This window comes from Paracoccus xiamenensis (genome assembly GCF_011308835.1).
Lineage (GTDB): Bacteria > Pseudomonadota > Alphaproteobacteria > Rhodobacterales > Rhodobacteraceae > Paracoccus > Paracoccus xiamenensis.
On record NZ_JAAOHY010000002.1, the window covers coordinates 60,463 to 75,412 of the forward strand.

At 61.5% G+C, this 14,950-nt stretch carries 13 protein-coding genes; 1 reads left to right on the forward strand and 12 read right to left on the reverse strand.

What is annotated here, in order from left to right; genetic code table 11:
• Positions 1 to 8 precede the first annotated feature (8 nt).
• The 8 genes from rbsK to G7044_RS07135 all read right to left on the reverse strand — a co-directional run bounded on the left by rbsK (position 9) and on the right by G7044_RS07135 (position 8,663).
• Positions 9 to 1,379 (reverse strand): ribokinase, encoded by a 1,371-nt coding sequence (gene rbsK / locus G7044_RS07100; protein ID WP_166327558.1) that lies wholly within the window; start codon positions 1,377 to 1,379, stop codon positions 9 to 11.
• Complete coding sequence (locus G7044_RS07105) at positions 1,376 to 2,464, reverse strand: DUF4432 family protein (protein ID WP_166327560.1); 1,089 nt, start codon at positions 2,462 to 2,464, stop codon at positions 1,376 to 1,378. The genes rbsK and G7044_RS07105 overlap by 4 nt, the downstream gene beginning before the upstream one ends.
• Positions 2,465 to 3,454 (reverse strand): ABC transporter permease, encoded by a 990-nt coding sequence (locus G7044_RS07110; RefSeq protein ID WP_166327562.1) that lies wholly within the window; start codon positions 3,452 to 3,454, stop codon positions 2,465 to 2,467. It abuts the gene before it with no gap.
• A gap of 10 nt (positions 3,455 to 3,464) precedes the next feature.
• Positions 3,465 to 4,457 (reverse strand): ABC transporter permease, encoded by a 993-nt coding sequence (locus tag G7044_RS07115; RefSeq protein ID WP_166327564.1) that lies wholly within the window; start codon positions 4,455 to 4,457, stop codon positions 3,465 to 3,467.
• Complete coding sequence (locus G7044_RS07120; protein WP_166327566.1) at positions 4,454 to 5,965, reverse strand: sugar ABC transporter ATP-binding protein; 1,512 nt, start codon at positions 5,963 to 5,965, stop codon at positions 4,454 to 4,456. The genes G7044_RS07115 and G7044_RS07120 overlap by 4 nt, the downstream gene beginning before the upstream one ends.
• A 49-nt stretch (positions 5,966 to 6,014) precedes the next feature.
• Entirely contained in the window at positions 6,015 to 7,058 is a 1,044-nt protein-coding gene (locus G7044_RS07125; RefSeq protein WP_166327568.1) for an autoinducer 2 ABC transporter substrate-binding protein, read from the reverse strand.
• 277 nt (positions 7,059 to 7,335) lie between these two features.
• Positions 7,336 to 8,067 carry a monofunctional biosynthetic peptidoglycan transglycosylase gene (mtgA, locus tag G7044_RS07130; protein WP_166327570.1) on the reverse strand — a complete coding sequence of 244 codons (732 nt, stop codon included), beginning with the start codon at positions 8,065 to 8,067 and terminating at the stop codon, positions 7,336 to 7,338.
• 44 nt (positions 8,068 to 8,111) lie between these two features.
• The gene (locus tag G7044_RS07135) at positions 8,112 to 8,663 is read right to left on the reverse strand and encodes a DUF1269 domain-containing protein (protein WP_166327572.1); all 552 of its coding nucleotides are present in this window, start codon (positions 8,661 to 8,663) and stop codon (positions 8,112 to 8,114) included.
• Between the two features lie 172 nt (positions 8,664 to 8,835).
• On the opposite strand from G7044_RS07135, the gene G7044_RS07140 reads away from it, so the two are divergent.
• Positions 8,836 to 9,615: an SDR family oxidoreductase gene (locus G7044_RS07140; RefSeq protein ID WP_166327574.1), complete on the forward strand. Its 780-nt coding sequence runs from the start codon at positions 8,836 to 8,838 to the stop codon at positions 9,613 to 9,615.
• A gap of 346 nt (positions 9,616 to 9,961) precedes the next feature.
• Here G7044_RS07140 and G7044_RS07145 read toward each other — a convergent pair whose 3' ends face one another.
• From G7044_RS07145 to G7044_RS07160, 4 genes are read right to left on the reverse strand one after another with little or no spacing between them, the layout of a single operon-like run.
• On the reverse strand, positions 9,962 to 11,065 hold the full coding sequence (locus G7044_RS07145; protein ID WP_166327576.1) for a flagellar basal body P-ring protein FlgI: 1,104 nt from the start codon (positions 11,063 to 11,065) through the stop codon (positions 9,962 to 9,964).
• Complete coding sequence (locus G7044_RS07150) at positions 11,062 to 12,075, reverse strand: flagellin (RefSeq protein WP_166327578.1); 1,014 nt, start codon at positions 12,073 to 12,075, stop codon at positions 11,062 to 11,064. The genes G7044_RS07145 and G7044_RS07150 overlap by 4 nt, the downstream gene beginning before the upstream one ends.
• Positions 12,076 to 12,077: 2 nt before the next feature.
• Positions 12,078 to 13,535 (reverse strand): flagellar hook-associated protein FlgK, encoded by a 1,458-nt coding sequence (gene flgK / locus G7044_RS07155; protein ID WP_166327580.1) that lies wholly within the window; start codon positions 13,533 to 13,535, stop codon positions 12,078 to 12,080.
• Positions 13,536 to 13,548: 13 nt separating this feature from the next.
• Positions 13,549 to 14,910 carry a flagellar hook protein FlgE gene (locus tag G7044_RS07160; RefSeq protein WP_166327582.1) on the reverse strand — a complete coding sequence of 454 codons (1,362 nt, stop codon included), beginning with the start codon at positions 14,908 to 14,910 and terminating at the stop codon, positions 13,549 to 13,551.
• Positions 14,911 to 14,950: the final 40 nt, after the last annotated feature.

A 14,950-nucleotide genomic window follows, 5' to 3' on the forward strand; every position in this document is an offset into this window, starting at 1 on the left:
GCGCACCGTCACACCTTGAAGCTGGCCTGAAAGCTGACCTCGTTTCCTGAATCGCAATGCCCGTGAAAGCTGATCTGCCAGCCTTCGTCGGCAGGTGTGATCGTCATCGTTCCGCTGGTATAGCGCCCGTGATCCCAGAAATACAGGAAGTCGTCGAACCAGATATCGGGGTCGTCCTGCTCCGATATGGTGATCGTTTCGCCATCGACAGGAAGTCGCGGAACCGGTGGGTTGAGGTTGACGATCACTGCGGATTCCCAGCCCTCGACGCCGCGATCATCCGGCGTTTCGCCGGGGCGGGTTGTCTGGATCCAGATGCTCAGCCGCTGCTCGCCGCCCCTGCCGGTAGAAGGCTTGATCTGGGCCTGGTGAATCTCTTGCGTGCGCGGCGGTCCGCCCTTCGGTGTAAAGACGAAGGAGTGGACATCTGCGGTAATCCGCTGCTCTTTCGGGCGGCTGCTGAATGAGAAGCCGTCCAGCTCGCTTGCGGTGAGATAGGATTTTTGCGTCCCGCGGCGGGTGATCGAGGTTGCCGCATAGCGTGCGGCCTCGCGCAGCGCCTTCGGCGCGCCCATGCCTGACGCCAGATAATGTGCGAAACTGCCGATAAAGGCATCGCCTGCGCCGGTGGTATCGACTGGCGTGACTTTGACCGGGGCGATTTCCTGAACCGCGTCCGATGTCACCAGCCGCGCACCCCGCCCGCCAAGCGTGACCACCACCTGACCGATCCCCTGCGCGATCAGATGACGCGCCGCCGCGACGATATCGGCATCGGTGCCCGTGGGCATTCCGGTCAGGGTCGCAAGCTCGGTCTCGTTGGGGCAGAAGAAGGACAGGCCGGCCAGCCGGGAGACATCCAGATCGGGCGAGGCCGGGGCCGGGTTCAGAACCGTGGTGATCCCCTGCGCGGAGGCCCAGGCGATGGTGTGATAATTCACCTCCAGCGGCACTTCGAGCTGCATCAGGATCACCGCGCAATCGGCCAGCGCCGGCGTCGCCTGATCCACATGCGCAGGCGACAGGGCCGCATTCGCCCCCTTGATGATCAGGATCGAGTTCTCACCCGACGGCTCGACGAAGATCGGAGCGACCCCAGACGACTTGCCGGAAATCACATGGACATGACTGCCGTCAATGCCATTGTCCTGAAAGTTCTGGATCTGCTGATCGCCGAACATGTCGCCACCCACGCAGCCGACCATCATCACCTGCGATCCCAGCCGGGCGGCCGCAACGGCCTGATTGGCACCCTTGCCGCCGAAGCCGAGTTCGAAATCCGGGGCCTCGATGGTTTCACCCGGTCCCGGCATCCGGTCGGTATAGGTGATAACGTCGATCATGTTCGACCCGACGACGCCGATGCGGCCCTTGCTCATCCCTCGCCCCCTGTCTGTGCGATCAGTTCGGCCAGCTTCTCGGCCTCGGGCGCCGAGACATAGCCGAAGCGGATACTGAATTCGGCCTGCGCGCCGGGCGCAAGCTGGATGACATTGCCCTTGGCCAATTCGGCGGTGCGGCCTTCGGGTTCGCTGGTCGCAGGCAGTGCGAAGGCGGCGACCTTGGTATCGCCATTGGCCATGATCCAGCGCACCAGTTTGGGCAGCTGCGCCGGCAGGTAGGACAGCGCGATGCCGTCACCCTTGGGTCGGCGCAGCATCAGATGCGCGCGGCCCTCGGCATCGGTGCCGGGGTCGCGGATATAGAAGACCTGTTCGGGGTCATACTGATCGCGGTCCAGCACCCGCATCTTGCCCGGATCGGCGGCGAGTTCGTCGATGAAGGCCAAATAGTCAGCGTTTGGGGTGACATGCGCGGGCACGGCGCGGCGGACTTGTGTGCGTTCGGGCGTGAAGGGCGCGGGCTGGTGGATGGTGGCGCCGGGCAGGAAGGCGGGGTTCAGATGCGCCATGTATTGCAGCGGCATTGGGAAGGCCGATCGGTTGTAGACCCGCATCCCCCAATCGATCATCGTGTCGGTTTCATAGATGCGCACGGTGGGTTCGGCATCGTAATGGGGGCCGAAGCCCTCGACATGGTTGCGCCGTCCCCACAGCTCAACCCAGCGGCCGCGCGCGTCCTCGCCGGCGAACAGCGTCGCCTGATCCATGCGGCAGGTCGGCAATTCGCCATGGACGGGGTGGCTGTCCTCTGGACCCGGCACGCCATTGGCCAGCACCCCGGAATGAAAGCCCAGACAGCCATAGGTGCCGATGATCGTTGGCGCGGGCCGCGGGTTGTCGAACTGGCTGGACATGCCCAGATACAGCCCCTCAAACGCGGCATCCCACAACATCTGGCCCATAAAGGGCAGGATGGTGACGTGTCCCTTGAGGTTGCGGATCTGTAGCATCTCAACGCCCGTAGGCGCGCGCCAGATGTCGGCGCGGATCTGGCCGTGATGCAGCACGGCGCGGCCGGTTTCGAAAAACTGGTCACGATAAAGCGGGACGGCGACGGTCATTCAGCCCTCTTTCCTGCTGCTCAGCAGATAGTTCAGCACCAGAACGCCGATCAGGAAGGCGCCCCAGATGAAGTCTATCAGGTGGTTCGACACGCGCATCATCTGGAAGCCCGACGACAGCATCACCAGCGAAATCAGCGCCAGCGCCACACCCAGCACATTGCCGCGCCCGCCGGCCGGATTGGTGCCGCCAAGCACCGCGATCAGCACCGCCTGCAGCAGATATGATGCGCCGTAATCCGACTTCGCCGCATTGGTCCGCCCCGACAGGATGATCCCCGCCATCGCCGCCAGCAGCCCGGTCAGCGCATAGCTGTAGACCAGCATCCGCGCCCGGTTAATGCCGGCAAAGACGGCGGCGCGGGGATTGGTGCCGATCAGCATCAGTTGCAGGCCAAAGGCGGTGCGCGTCAGCAGCAGCCAGACGCCGACGCAGACCGCGATGAAGATCACGAAGGGCAGCGGGACCGGCCCCAGCTTGCTGTTGCCAATGGCATTCCAGCCGGCCGGAAAGCCCACGATGGCCGGGCCGCCGGTCAGCACCAGCGCCAGCCCGGTGAACACCTGCCCGGTGCCCAGTGTCGCAAGGATCGGCGTGATCCGCAGGCGCGAGATCAGCAGCCCGTTCACGATCCCGCCCAGCAGCCCGACGCTGAGCGCGATGGCGACGCCGATCAGCACAGTGCCGATGCCGGCCTCTGCCCCGCCCATGCGCTGAAAGAACAGCCCGGCCGTGATCGCCGCCAGATTGGCCAGCCCGACGATGGACAGGTCGATTCCGCCCGTCAGCATGGCGATCATCACCGCGACGGACAGGATGCCCAGTTCGGGCAGGAAGAACGCCATCGATTCGAAGTTATAGGCGTTCAGGAAACGCGGATTGGCAAAGCTCATCGCGATCAGCACGACAAAGCAGACCAGCAGCAATTGCAGATTGGTGGCACCACCGGCGGCGCGGGACAGGCGGGCGGTCAGGCTGGGATTGGTCATCTGGCCCTCCTCATACGATGGCCTTGCGGTCGCGCAGCGCCGTCAGCGCCACCGCAGCGATCAGCATGGCCCCCACCACGACGCGCTGCCATGTGGTGTCGATGCCCATCAGGATCAGCGAATTCTTGATCATCACCAGAATGAACACCCCCAGCATCGTCCCCAGAACCGAGCCGCGCCCGCCAAAGATCGAGGCGCCCCCCAGCACGACGGCGGCGATCACGTCCAGCTCCCACCCGACGAAGTCGCGCGGATTGGCCATCCAGATCATGGAACTGTGCAGCAGTCCGGCAAACCCCGCCAGCGCGCCCGCCGTCACATAGACGAAGATCAGCGAGCGCCCGGTGCGGAAGCCGACGCGCTTGGCGGCCTCTGGCGCGGCGCCATAAGCATAGACCGACCGCCCGATCATCGTCCGGCTGAGCACGAAGTGGATCGCCAGCGCCAGCCCCAGATAGGCCAGCACCGTCGCCGGCAGCCCGAAAGTCGCCCCCTTGGCGTTGGTCATGGTGACAAGATCGGTCTTGCCAAATTCGATCAGTGATTTCGGATACTTGTTGATATTCACGTTCGAGGTGCCAACGACGCCGTTCAGCAGCCCGCGCGCCATCGCCGCCGTGCCCAGCGTCACGATCAGCGGGATCATCCGCAGCTTCCAGACCAGCGTGGCGTTCACCAGACCCATCGCCGCCCCGGCCAGCGTCGCCAGCAGAAACGGGACCAGCACGCCCGTGGGCCAGCCCCAGTCGACCATGGCGCGCACCACCAGATAGGCCGCCGCAGCCGCAAAGGCAGGGAAACTGACATCGATCCCGCCAGAGATCATTATCAGCAGCACCCCCAGCGCCATGATCCCGATCACCACATTGGACCGCGCCAGGCTGAACAGGTTTTCAAGCGACCAGAAGGCAGGATTGACCAGCCCGATCAGCACCATCGCCAGCAACAGGATGCCGGCGACCATCGCCTCGGTGCTTTTCCACCACGCGTTTTGCGCGCTCATGCGGGGACCTCGATATTCAGGCGCAGGCTATCGTTCAGCGCGTCCTCGGTCAGGGTATCGCCGGACAGTTCGGCGGTGATGCGGCCGTGGACCATAGTGACGACGCGGTTGCAGTTGGCCACCAGCTCGGGGACATCATCCGAGATCATCAGCACCGCCAGCCCTTCCTCGCGCGCCATGCGGTGGATGATCGCGTGGATGGTGGCCTTGGATCCGACATCGACGCCCACGGTCGGGCCGTTCAGGATCAGCACCTTCGCGCCCGTCATCAGCCAGCGGCCAATCATCACCCGCTGTTGGTTTCCGCCCGACAGCGTGCCGACCGCAACCTCGGGCGAGGGGGCGGCGATGGCCATGCCGTCGAACATCTCGCGCGTGGCGTCGGCGGCAGCCTTGCGGTTCAGCCCCAGGCCGGGCGCAAAGCGGCGGATCGAGGAAACGATGGAATTGTCGCGGATCGAGCGGGTCAGGAACAACCCTTCGGACAGCCGATCCTCGGGGACATAGGCGATGCCGGCGTCAATGGCCTGCTGGACCGACCGGGGCGTGACATCCTGCCCGTCGACCAGAACCGCGCCCGTCGCTGGCGGCAGCATCCCGAAAGCCGCCAGCGCCAGCTCAGTCCGGCCCGAACCGATCAGCCCGCTGACGCCCACCACCTCGCCCGGCCACAGCTTCAGCGACACGTTGCTGAGATGGCCGGGGACTGATACATCACGGAATTCCAACCGCGGCGCGCCTTCGGCAGCCGGGGCGTCGTAATGCCCGACCTCCAGCGCGCGGCCGGTCATGGCGTGGGTGATCGCGGCCTCGTCGAAATTGACAATCGGACCCTCGGCGACCTTGCGGCCGTTGCGAAACACCGTCAGCCTTTCGGAAAGGTCCAGCATCTCCCGCATCTTGTGGCTGACGAACAGGATGGCGATGCCATGCGCCTGTAGATCGCGGGTGATGCGGAACAGGCGCTCGACCTCTCGCCCGGTCAGCGCGGTTGTGGGTTCGTCCATGATGATAAGGCGCGCATCGGCCAGCACCGCGCGCGCAATCGCCACCAGCTGACGGCCCGAGGTCGGCAGCGTTTCCACCGCCGCATCCAGCGGCAGATCGACATCCAGCCGCGCCAGCACCTCGCGCGCCATGGCCCGCGCGCGCTTGCGGTCAACCAGCCGCGCGCCTTCGTGAAGGAAGCTGTTGATGGTCAGGTTTTCCACCACCGACAGCGCCGGAAACAGCGAAAAATCCTGATAGATGACCTGTATCCCGGCGGCGGTCGATTTCACCGGATCCAGCACCCCGGCAGGCTTGCCGTCGATCAGAATGGTGCCGGCATCGGGCTGATAGACGCCTGACATGACCTTGATGATGGTCGACTTGCCCGAGCCGTTTTCGCCTGCGAGACAATGGATCTCGCCCGGCATGATCTGCAGGGACACGTCATCCAGCGCGGTGACGCCGCCGAAGCGCTTGGTGATGCCGCGCATCTCGATCAGGGGAGTGTTGGTGGTCATAGCGCCATCCCGGAAAAGCGACCGGCCGGAATCCCGGCCGGCCCGCCGATCAGAAATCGTATTCGGCCATATTGTCCTTGGTCACGCCGACCCAGCCCGCACCGTACAGCTTGTTCGGCGCAGCCGCGTCGGGGGCGATCAGGTCCTCGTATCCTGCAAGGCCAAGGTTCAGGCCCGGCTTGATCTGATCCTGCTTCCCTTCCAACGCCGCCACGGCCAGCATGTTCATGGCGTAACCGGCGACGGCGGGATCCCAGAACTGGATATATTCGACGGCGCCGTTATCCAGATATTCCCCCGCAACAGATACCAGCCCCGTGCCCGAGAAATGCACCTTTCCCGCAAGCCCGGATTCGGTGATCATCCGCCCCGCCCCGGCAGAGGTCGGCATCGGCCCACCGACAATGCCCGCGATATCGGGCTGGGCGGTAAACGCCTCTTTCAGCTTGGTATAGTCCTGATTGGCGTCGTCATAGGTTTCCAGCCGATCCATGGCCAGGCTCATCTCGGGGAAGTTCGCCTCTTGATAGGCGACCGCGCCGTCGATCCATTCCATCTGACTTTTCGAGGTCAGGCTGCCCACCGTGGCCACGTATTTCCCCGTGCCGCCCATCGCCTCGCCCAGAACCTTCATCAGGTTTTCGCCATAAGCGAAGTTGTCGAAGGCCTCGATGTCGTAATCGGCGTTCTGGATGTTCGAGGCCTCGTGCGAGATCACCACGATCCCCTGATCGCGGGCCTTTTGCAGCACCGGCTCAACCGCCTCGACGCTGAAGGGCACAACGCAGATCGCATCGACGCCCTGGGCAATCAGGTTCTCGATCATCTGCACCTGCGCGGCAGCGTCTGCCTGCGACGGACCGACCATGAAGGTGTCGTTTCCGGTGTCGTCCTTGAACTGGTCCACGCCTTCGCGCATGCGGTCGAACCAGGCAATACCGTCGACCTTGACCACCGTGGCGATGGTATAGGTCTTGCCCTCGGCCGACGTGATCAGCTCTTTGTTCACATTGGTCACATCGACCGGACCCTCGGCATAGGCCGCACCGGCCGCCATCACCCCCAGAAACGTCGCCGCCAGAAAATGTTTCATGTTTTCCTCCCCTATGCGGACAGCGTGCCTCAGTCAGGCACAGCCGCCCTTCTCCTCCGCCCAGCACGGTTGCATTGGAAAACCCATGCGTCAAGCTGGCCCCACGGGCAGGAAAGTTTGCGCCCGAAGAAGGGTAAATTCAGTTATATCACTGTTTTATAAATAAATTTTTGAACGCCCCGCGATCTTGCAGGTTATCGCAGGGCGGCGTTTCTCTCATTCCGGCATGAGGAAATTTTGAGCTTGAACCAAACATCGCAACCACAGGCTGCGCAGCTTAGCGGAAGCAGGCGTCCCGGCCATCAGCCGCAATGGTCGCCGCACCGTCTGCAATCGCCCGCGACCGCCGCGACGCCTGAGCCGTCCCGCGCAATTTCGGCGCCGGCAATACCGCCGCCAACCGCGCCGCCTGCCGGGCGGTCAGCCGGTCTGGGGTTGTGCCGAAATGGTGTTGCGCCGCCGCGTGGACGCCGAAGACGCCGGGCCCGAACTCGGCCACGTTCAGATAGACCTCAAGGATGCGGCGCTTGGTCCAGACCCCCTCGACCAGTGGCGTCATCACCGCCTCGATGGCCTTGCGCAACCAGCTTCGGCCCTGCCACAGATAGACATTCTTCACCGTTTGCTGGCTGATCGTCGACGCCCCACCCTGCTGCCCCGAGGCGACGACCCGCCGGATCTCAGCCATGTCAAAGCCCCAGTGCAGGCAGAAATTCGCGTCCTCGGCAGCTACGACCGACCGGGCCATAACGGGCGCAATATCTTCCAGATCCGCCCATTCGCGGCGTTGGATCGGGTAATCGCGGGCGTTCTGGATGATGGTCAGCGTGGTCGGCGGATTGAACAGTGCGAAAAGCAGCACCGACACAAAGGCCGCCAGGGCCAGGCGGATGCCCACATACCAGGCCCAGCCCGCCAGCCACCGCCCAAGGCGAAGCCGCCGCCGCGGTGTCACGGCATCGGGAATATTCTTTGTCTTGCTCGGGTTGCGCATGGCTGCTCGTCTCATGCAGCCCTGCGCATCGTCAAGCCCGCAAGCCGAAAACCCCGCGCTTACACCTTCGGCGCAGGGGTGGCGTTGCCTGGCGCAACATCTTCGGATGGAACGGGCGCGCCGCCACCTGCCAGGGCCTCGCGCAGACGCTCCTCATCCTGCTTCGACAACGAGCTTTGGATAACGCGGCCGCGCTTGTGAAAATCGGCGATGCGGTCCAGCACCTTGTCGGTTGTCATCTCGCGCACCAATAGAAACAGCGCCGAGCCGCCAGGCGTCACCTTCTGCCCGATCTCGCGCATGAAATCGTCGTTGATGCCGTAATCGGTCAGATACCCCGCCAGCGCGCCGGACCCCGCGCCCACTGCCGCACCGACCAGCGGATTGAGGAACAGCAGCCCGACCAGCGTGCCCCAGAACGTGCCGCCAACCGCCCCGGCAGCCGTCAGGTTCAGCGACTGATGCAGCTGAATGTCGTCTGCCGCCGGCCGCGTGACGACAACCGCGTCCTCCAGCTTGATCAGGTACTCATTCTGCAGCTTGACCAGTTCGGTCCGCAAATCGAACGCCGAGTTTTCGTCGTCGAACGCAATCACCAGAAGATCGGACATGGTTTCCCTTTCAATGTGATTAAATGCCCAGCCATTCACAGCCGCGCCTGCCCCGGGGTCAATAGCCGGCCATAGACGGACGAACGCAAAACACCGCAACGCCGGTCGAGTTCCGCTGGACAAACCTGCTCTGCCGCGTTTCCCTGCTGCCGGAAAACGACAGGAGAACGCGATGGATCTGGGCATCAAGGGCAAACGCGCGCTGGTGTGCGCCGCATCGAAAGGGTTGGGGCGAGGCAGCGCCGAGGCGCTGGCTGCCGAGGGCGTCGACCTGATCATCAACGCACGCGGTGCCGAGGCCCTGCAGCAAACCGCCGCGGATCTGACCGATCGATACGGCGTCTCGGTGCAGGCCGTTGCCGCCGATATCACCACCGAGGCCGGCCGGGCGAAGGTGCTGGATGTGGCCGGGCCAATCGACATTCTGGTCAATAATGCAGGCGGCCCCCCGCCCGGCCATTGGACCGAATGGACCCGCGAGGATTTCATCAAGGCGCTCGATGCGAACCTGCTGACGGCAGTGGCGCTTATCCAGGCCACCGTTCCCGGCATGATCGAACGCAAGTGGGGCCGCGTAGTCAACATCACTTCGGCCGCCGTGCGGTCCCCGATTCCGATCCTCGGGCTGTCGAACACCGCCCGCACCGGCCTCACCGGATTCGTTGCCGGCCTGTCGCGCGATGTGGCCAAGCATGGCGTCGTCGTGAACAACCTGCTGCCGGGGTTGCACGCAACTGATCGCGCAGACAGTCTGGACGGCAGCGCCGCACAAGCAGAAGGCATCTCGATCGAACAGGCCCGTGCCCGCCGACAATCCGGCATCCCAACCGGGACCTACGGTTCAGCCGCAGATTTTGGCGCCGCCTGCGCATTCCTTTGCAGCCAGCAAGCCAAGTTCATTATCGGCCAGAATCTGCTGGTCGATGGCGGCACGCTGAATGTCACAATGTAGCATAAATCCGAAATGCCGTTGGGCCGTATTTCGATACTAATCTTGATCGTACACTAACGGCCAAATCGGACCACCAAGGCGGGGCCGGTCAATCTGACGATCCCCAGATACACCAGCTTAACCTCAAGGTGCTTGCAAAAGCGCCTTGAGGCAACGTGAGCAGACATTAAAACTCGTCAGTCGAGGTCAGCTTATTCTCGCACCCGCAACCCTCGCCGCACCGCCAAGCCCCCCGCATGATCGATGCTTCTGCGCCTGTCTTCTTTCTCGCACCGCCGGCAGCCTTGAACGCCCCACCCGACAAAAGACTTCCCTTCTGAAAATCTGATATGGCCGGCACCGACCGTCAGTTCACGATCAAGTCGGCGTGCAGCGCACCCGCCGCATGAATTGCCTTCAGAATGTCAATCAGATCCCGCGGCGACACACCCAGCGCATTCAGCCCCTCAACCACATCGGACAGCGACGAACTTCCCTGCACTTCAGCAAAGCCGATGCCCGGCTCTTCCGTAATTTCTGCCGCACCCTGCGTTACGACGACCGTTTCACCATCTGCAAATGGGTTGGGCTGCGAAACCTGCGGCACCTCCTGCACACGCAAAGTCAGATTGCCTTGCGACACCGCAACTCGCGAAACCCGCACATCCTCTCCCATGACGATCGTACCAGAACGATGATCCACGACCACGCGCGCCTTGCCGTCCGTTTCAACAGTCAAATTTTCAATTCGGCTAAGCAACCGAGCCGGATTAACGTTAGTGCTGCCCGAAAGGTCAAGAACCACGGTTCCGGCGTCAACCATCTCTGCGATACGCCCGACGCCACTGCCGTTCACAACCCTCTCTATCCGCGAGGCCGTCGTAAAATCAGGCTGTTTCAAAGCCAGCCTGATATTGCGTAGAGTTGAGAAATCAAAGTTAACCTCTCGCTCCACCCGCGCCCCAGAGGGTATTGCGCCCGCAGTCGGCACACCCTGAACAACAGCAGCATTTTCCGCTTTCACCGCAACGCCGCCTGCAATGACCGAACCCTGCGCAACGGCGTAAACATCCCCGTCAGCAGCGCTCAACGGTGTCATGATCAATGTGCCGCCCATCAAGCTATCTGCATCGCCGATTGCCGAGACGGTGACATCCACTTGACTGCCAGCGCGCGCAAATGGAGGAAGAACGGCCGTCACCATGACGGCAGCGACGTTTTTCGGTCGAAACTGATCCGAGCTGACATTGACGCCCAACCGTTCCAATAGGGTCACCATCATGTCTTCGGTATACGGGGCATTGCGCAGGCTATCCCCGGTGCCATTTAGCCCGACGACCAGACCGTAGCCCACCAGGTCATTCCCCCGCACCCCGTCGAACACGACCACGTCCTTCAACCGAACGCTAGCCGCATTCGCACCCGGTAGGTATGCGAAAAGGGACAGGGCTAGAATTATGAGGATTCTCATAGATATTTCGCCAAGCTGAGGTTGGATAGTCGCGCAGTCATCGCAAACAGGGCCTCGAGTTGGGCTTCCGCTTGGATCAACTGGCTGCCCGCTTCATAGGTATCCGCTTGGATCAGGTTGCTGCGCTCCAACTGAAGATTGGTCAGCATCGCATCCAGCCGAACTGAACTCCGCTCAATCACTTGCTCAGTGACCCCAAGATCGGAGCGGACAAGTGCCACGCCGGCGTTGCCTTCGATCAATGCGCCGCCACCGGCGCGCATCATCGCCGCTTGGGCAGTATGGTCGCCATCAAATGCGCCCTTGGAGACGAGCGCGCCAATGGTAAGGCCTAGCAGAATTTTCCGCGTTGATGCGTCGTTTGCATTGTAAGTGAAGCGTATTTTGGTCGAGGCATCTATTCCAAATTCCCCATCCTGGCCCACTGATCCTTGATAGGCCGTATCCGAAAACCCTCCTGCACCAGAGGCTGCAGCAAACCAATCGCCCAATCTCTGAATCGCCTCGTCCGCGGTTGCTGCCCCAGCGATAACCGTTTGCGCCTGAGCAACCAGATCATCTGCCGATACCACTGCTGGCACGTTCACTTTGCTGCCCGAAAAAACAAATCGCCCGCCGACATTCGTATTGAGCGTCGAAATCGCGCTGTCGAGGTGACTTGCGGCCATGGAGGCCATTAACTTCAGGCTGTCGTTGACGGCCAGCGCGGTGTCGGAAAGCATGTTTCCACCCGTCGCATCGGCGATATCCTGCAGAACCCCCAAAGCGGCCTGCATCGACGACGACACCGACGCTGCTTCCGCGGAAGTGCGGCGAAATGCGCGCGCGCGACCAAGCTCATGCTCAATTTTGGAAAACTCGACAAGGTCACCGTTCAGATGCTTCGGAATATCCGACTGCAGTCCCGTCGTCACCTCTTGCGAAAGCCGCTGGATATCCGATCGGAGGCTTGCATTAGAGTTCCGCAGTGTAAACATCCGAGAAAGGTCGCCAACTGATACAAAATTCATCGTCAAATCCTCAGAATATTATCGAGCATTTTATCTACCGCCTGAATGACCTTCGCATTGGCGGCATAGGATTTTTCAAGCTGAAGCAGCATTTCCATTTCGCGGTCACTATCAACCGCATCGGTGAACAAGGCGCTTTGCAGGGATGACTGCAATGTCGCGTCACGCGACTTGTTCGCTTCAAAGGTCAGGCGCGTCGCTGAAACATCTGACAGAACGCCCGCCACCAAGTTTCCCAAGTTGCCTGCAGTATTCGTTGCGTTCGCAGAGTGGTATTGTCGTATTGCACCCATTGCATCGGCCAACCCATCGATCAAATTCGAACTTCCAATATCGCCGGGGACATTGGCTTGAATACCATCGCGAATCCGCCACAGCGCCCCGCCTTGGGAAGGATCGACGGCAGAGTTGACTCGCAAACGCGATGACAGTCCGCGTTCGTTTGCCGGATCGAAATTGTTCAGCCCGTCGGTAAACAGACCGGACACACCGGAAGGAAGCGTCCCATCAACCGTGGCATCGGCAAAGCGATCATGCAATTCGCGGGCAATAGCATCCAAAGAGGCCTGAGCAGTAACGCCATATTCGTCGCGAACCTTGTGCAATTCAGATAGAGAGCCACCACGCAAAAGATCCATTTGCGCGGATGATGCTGGCTCTCCGTCGATGGTCAGCCGGCCCAAAACGGCCGAGTTGCCGTCGATATCCGGCACCAGGCGACCGGTTGGTTGAAATCCAAAGGTGGTCGGTGTCATGCTGTCCAGAAGTACAGCGCCGCCCGTCGTGAACAGCGCAACACGTCCATTTTCGCGTGGCATCTCCCGCACGGGGACAATACTAGAAATCCTGTCAATCACGGCCTGACGGGCATCAACAAGAGAAGCGGTGCTGCGACCGTTCGCGCCCTCGACAATGATCTGCTTGTTTAGTCGCGCGACTTCCGAGAGATCATTGTTAAGTGCATTGACCTGCAGCCCGATTTTCCGATCCGCATCGGTACGATTGTCCTGGATCGTGTCGCTGATCGATCTGAGTTTGGCGGTAAGCTGATCGGCTGCATCAAAGACACCGCGCAGCCGCACTTCGCTGTCTGGTCTGCTGGCAGCAGAAATGAGAGCATTTTCGAGCCCCGTCATCTTTACGGACAGTGAACCGCTGTCCTGGGGCAGGCCAATCGCTGCTTCGATTGATTTGTAAAATCCATGGCTGACCGAAGATCGAGCCAGACCTGAGCTGGCCAGGCGAAACTCCCCCAGGACCGCATCAGATACAATCCGATTCACGGCATTGATATGAACCCCGCCGCCATTCCCGGAAAGGGTCCGAGACGACAGTTCCAGTTCGCGGCGACCATAGCCGGGCGTCAAAGCATTGGCGAGGTTCGAGGCAACCACCTCAGTCCCGCGGGCAGCGGCTGTAAGCCCGCTTATCGCGTTGTTGAGTGCGTTGACGATGCTCATGGCCAATCAACCCTTAGCGTTTGATATTGGTGGTTTCTTGCAGCATTTCGTCCACGGTCTGGATGACCTTGGCATTGGACGAATAGGCGCGCTGCGTTTGAATCAGGTCGGTCAGTTCGGCGGCAACATCGGTGGCAGAACCCTCGCGGGCGTAGCCGACAACTGCACCTGTCGGCCCGTCGCCGGCATCCCACAGGAAGAACGAACCAGAATCAGGGGAAACCTGATACGTCTGATTATTCAGCGATGTCAGACCATTGGGGTTAGGCACATCGACCAACGGGATCTGATAGATCGTCTTAATGAAGCCAGTGTCATACGTCGCGCGAATGTAGCCGTTTTCGTCCACCTCCAGCGCGGTAAAGTTGCCAACCGGCGAACCGTCCTTGGAGATATTCGTCTGAGCGAAGTTGTCGCCCAACTGGGTCAAGCCATTCGGGTCACCAAGCTTGCCGATCGTTACAGCCATGGCATCACCGGGATATGTCGACGTGGCACCGACGGTAACCCCAAGCGCGCCAGTCGCCGGGTCATAATCGGGATGAGGATTGCCTGCGCTATCCAACACCTGCGCGAGCATCCCCCCTTTGGACTGATCAGGAGCGAAAACGACTGTGAGCGTTGCGATCACACTTTCATCAACCGGGGTCAGCGGGTCGTTTTCAGTCGCGGAATCCCGCAGCTCTACCTTCCAGGTATTCGACATACCCGACGCATGCGAGGTGTCCGGCGTGAAGCTTACGCTCATCGATTCCGAGGTGCCAAGATTGCCGAAATATTCGATCTTCGAGCTCAAGGCATCGGTCGCCCCGCCCGCTTCGGTAAGGGTCGCAGGCAAGTTGATCCCCAGCGTCATCTTGGTCGTGGGGTCGCCCGCCGTCTGGTTGGCATTAATGACAACCGGCTGCAGCCCGCCCATCGTATCGCGCGGCATCAGCGGGATTGTCCCATCAGCGTTGGCCGGCCAACCAAGCAATACAAGGCCCGATTCCGTGCGCAGGACCCCATCAGCATCAGTGCGGAACGAGCCGGTGGTGGTCATCATCATCGGTTTGTTGCTGAATTGACTGTCCATCGAGACCGAGGGCGTCACCGGCAACATGCCCCGCCCCGAAATTGCAAGGTCGGTTGGGTTCGAGGTCGGCACCACCGGCCCGCGCTGATCGATCAGCCGAGCGGTGGATGCCCGCACCCCGCCGGCCGAGTAGACACCAGCACCACGCGCCTCGTTGATAACCATACCTTCGAAATCAGCAATCATCCGCTTGTAGCCGAAAGTCGCCGAGTTCGAGATATTGTCGGAAATGGTCGCCAGACGCGTCGCGTTTGCGGCAAGCCCGGCAACACCGGCGTTCAGCGAAGACGAAATCGACATTCAGTCACCTTTTTCATGAGTCGTTCCGGGCAGGTTGCGC

Coding starts and splice junctions, on each gene's coding strand:
- rbsK (WP_166327558.1), bottom strand. CDS start 1,379: ATGAGCAAGGGCCGCATCGGCGTCGTCGGGTCGAACATGATCGACGTT.
- G7044_RS07105 (WP_166327560.1), bottom strand. CDS start 2,464: ATGACCGTCGCCGTCCCGCTTTATCGTGACCAGTTTTTCGAAACCGGC.
- G7044_RS07110 (WP_166327562.1), bottom strand. CDS start 3,454: ATGACCAATCCCAGCCTGACCGCCCGCCTGTCCCGCGCCGCCGGTGGT.
- G7044_RS07115 (WP_166327564.1), bottom strand. CDS start 4,457: ATGAGCGCGCAAAACGCGTGGTGGAAAAGCACCGAGGCGATGGTCGCC.
- G7044_RS07120 (WP_166327566.1), bottom strand. CDS start 5,965: ATGACCACCAACACTCCCCTGATCGAGATGCGCGGCATCACCAAGCGC.
- G7044_RS07125 (WP_166327568.1), bottom strand. CDS start 7,058: ATGAAACATTTTCTGGCGGCGACGTTTCTGGGGGTGATGGCGGCCGGT.
- mtgA (WP_166327570.1), bottom strand. CDS start 8,067: ATGAGACGAGCAGCCATGCGCAACCCGAGCAAGACAAAGAATATTCCC.
- G7044_RS07135 (WP_166327572.1), bottom strand. CDS start 8,663: ATGTCCGATCTTCTGGTGATTGCGTTCGACGACGAAAACTCGGCGTTC.
- G7044_RS07140 (WP_166327574.1), top strand. CDS start 8,836: ATGGATCTGGGCATCAAGGGCAAACGCGCGCTGGTGTGCGCCGCATCG.
- G7044_RS07145 (WP_166327576.1), bottom strand. CDS start 11,065: ATGAGAATCCTCATAATTCTAGCCCTGTCCCTTTTCGCATACCTACCG.
- G7044_RS07150 (WP_166327578.1), bottom strand. CDS start 12,075: ATGAATTTTGTATCAGTTGGCGACCTTTCTCGGATGTTTACACTGCGG.
- flgK (WP_166327580.1), bottom strand. CDS start 13,535: ATGAGCATCGTCAACGCACTCAACAACGCGATAAGCGGGCTTACAGCC.
- G7044_RS07160 (WP_166327582.1), bottom strand. CDS start 14,910: ATGTCGATTTCGTCTTCGCTGAACGCCGGTGTTGCCGGGCTTGCCGCA.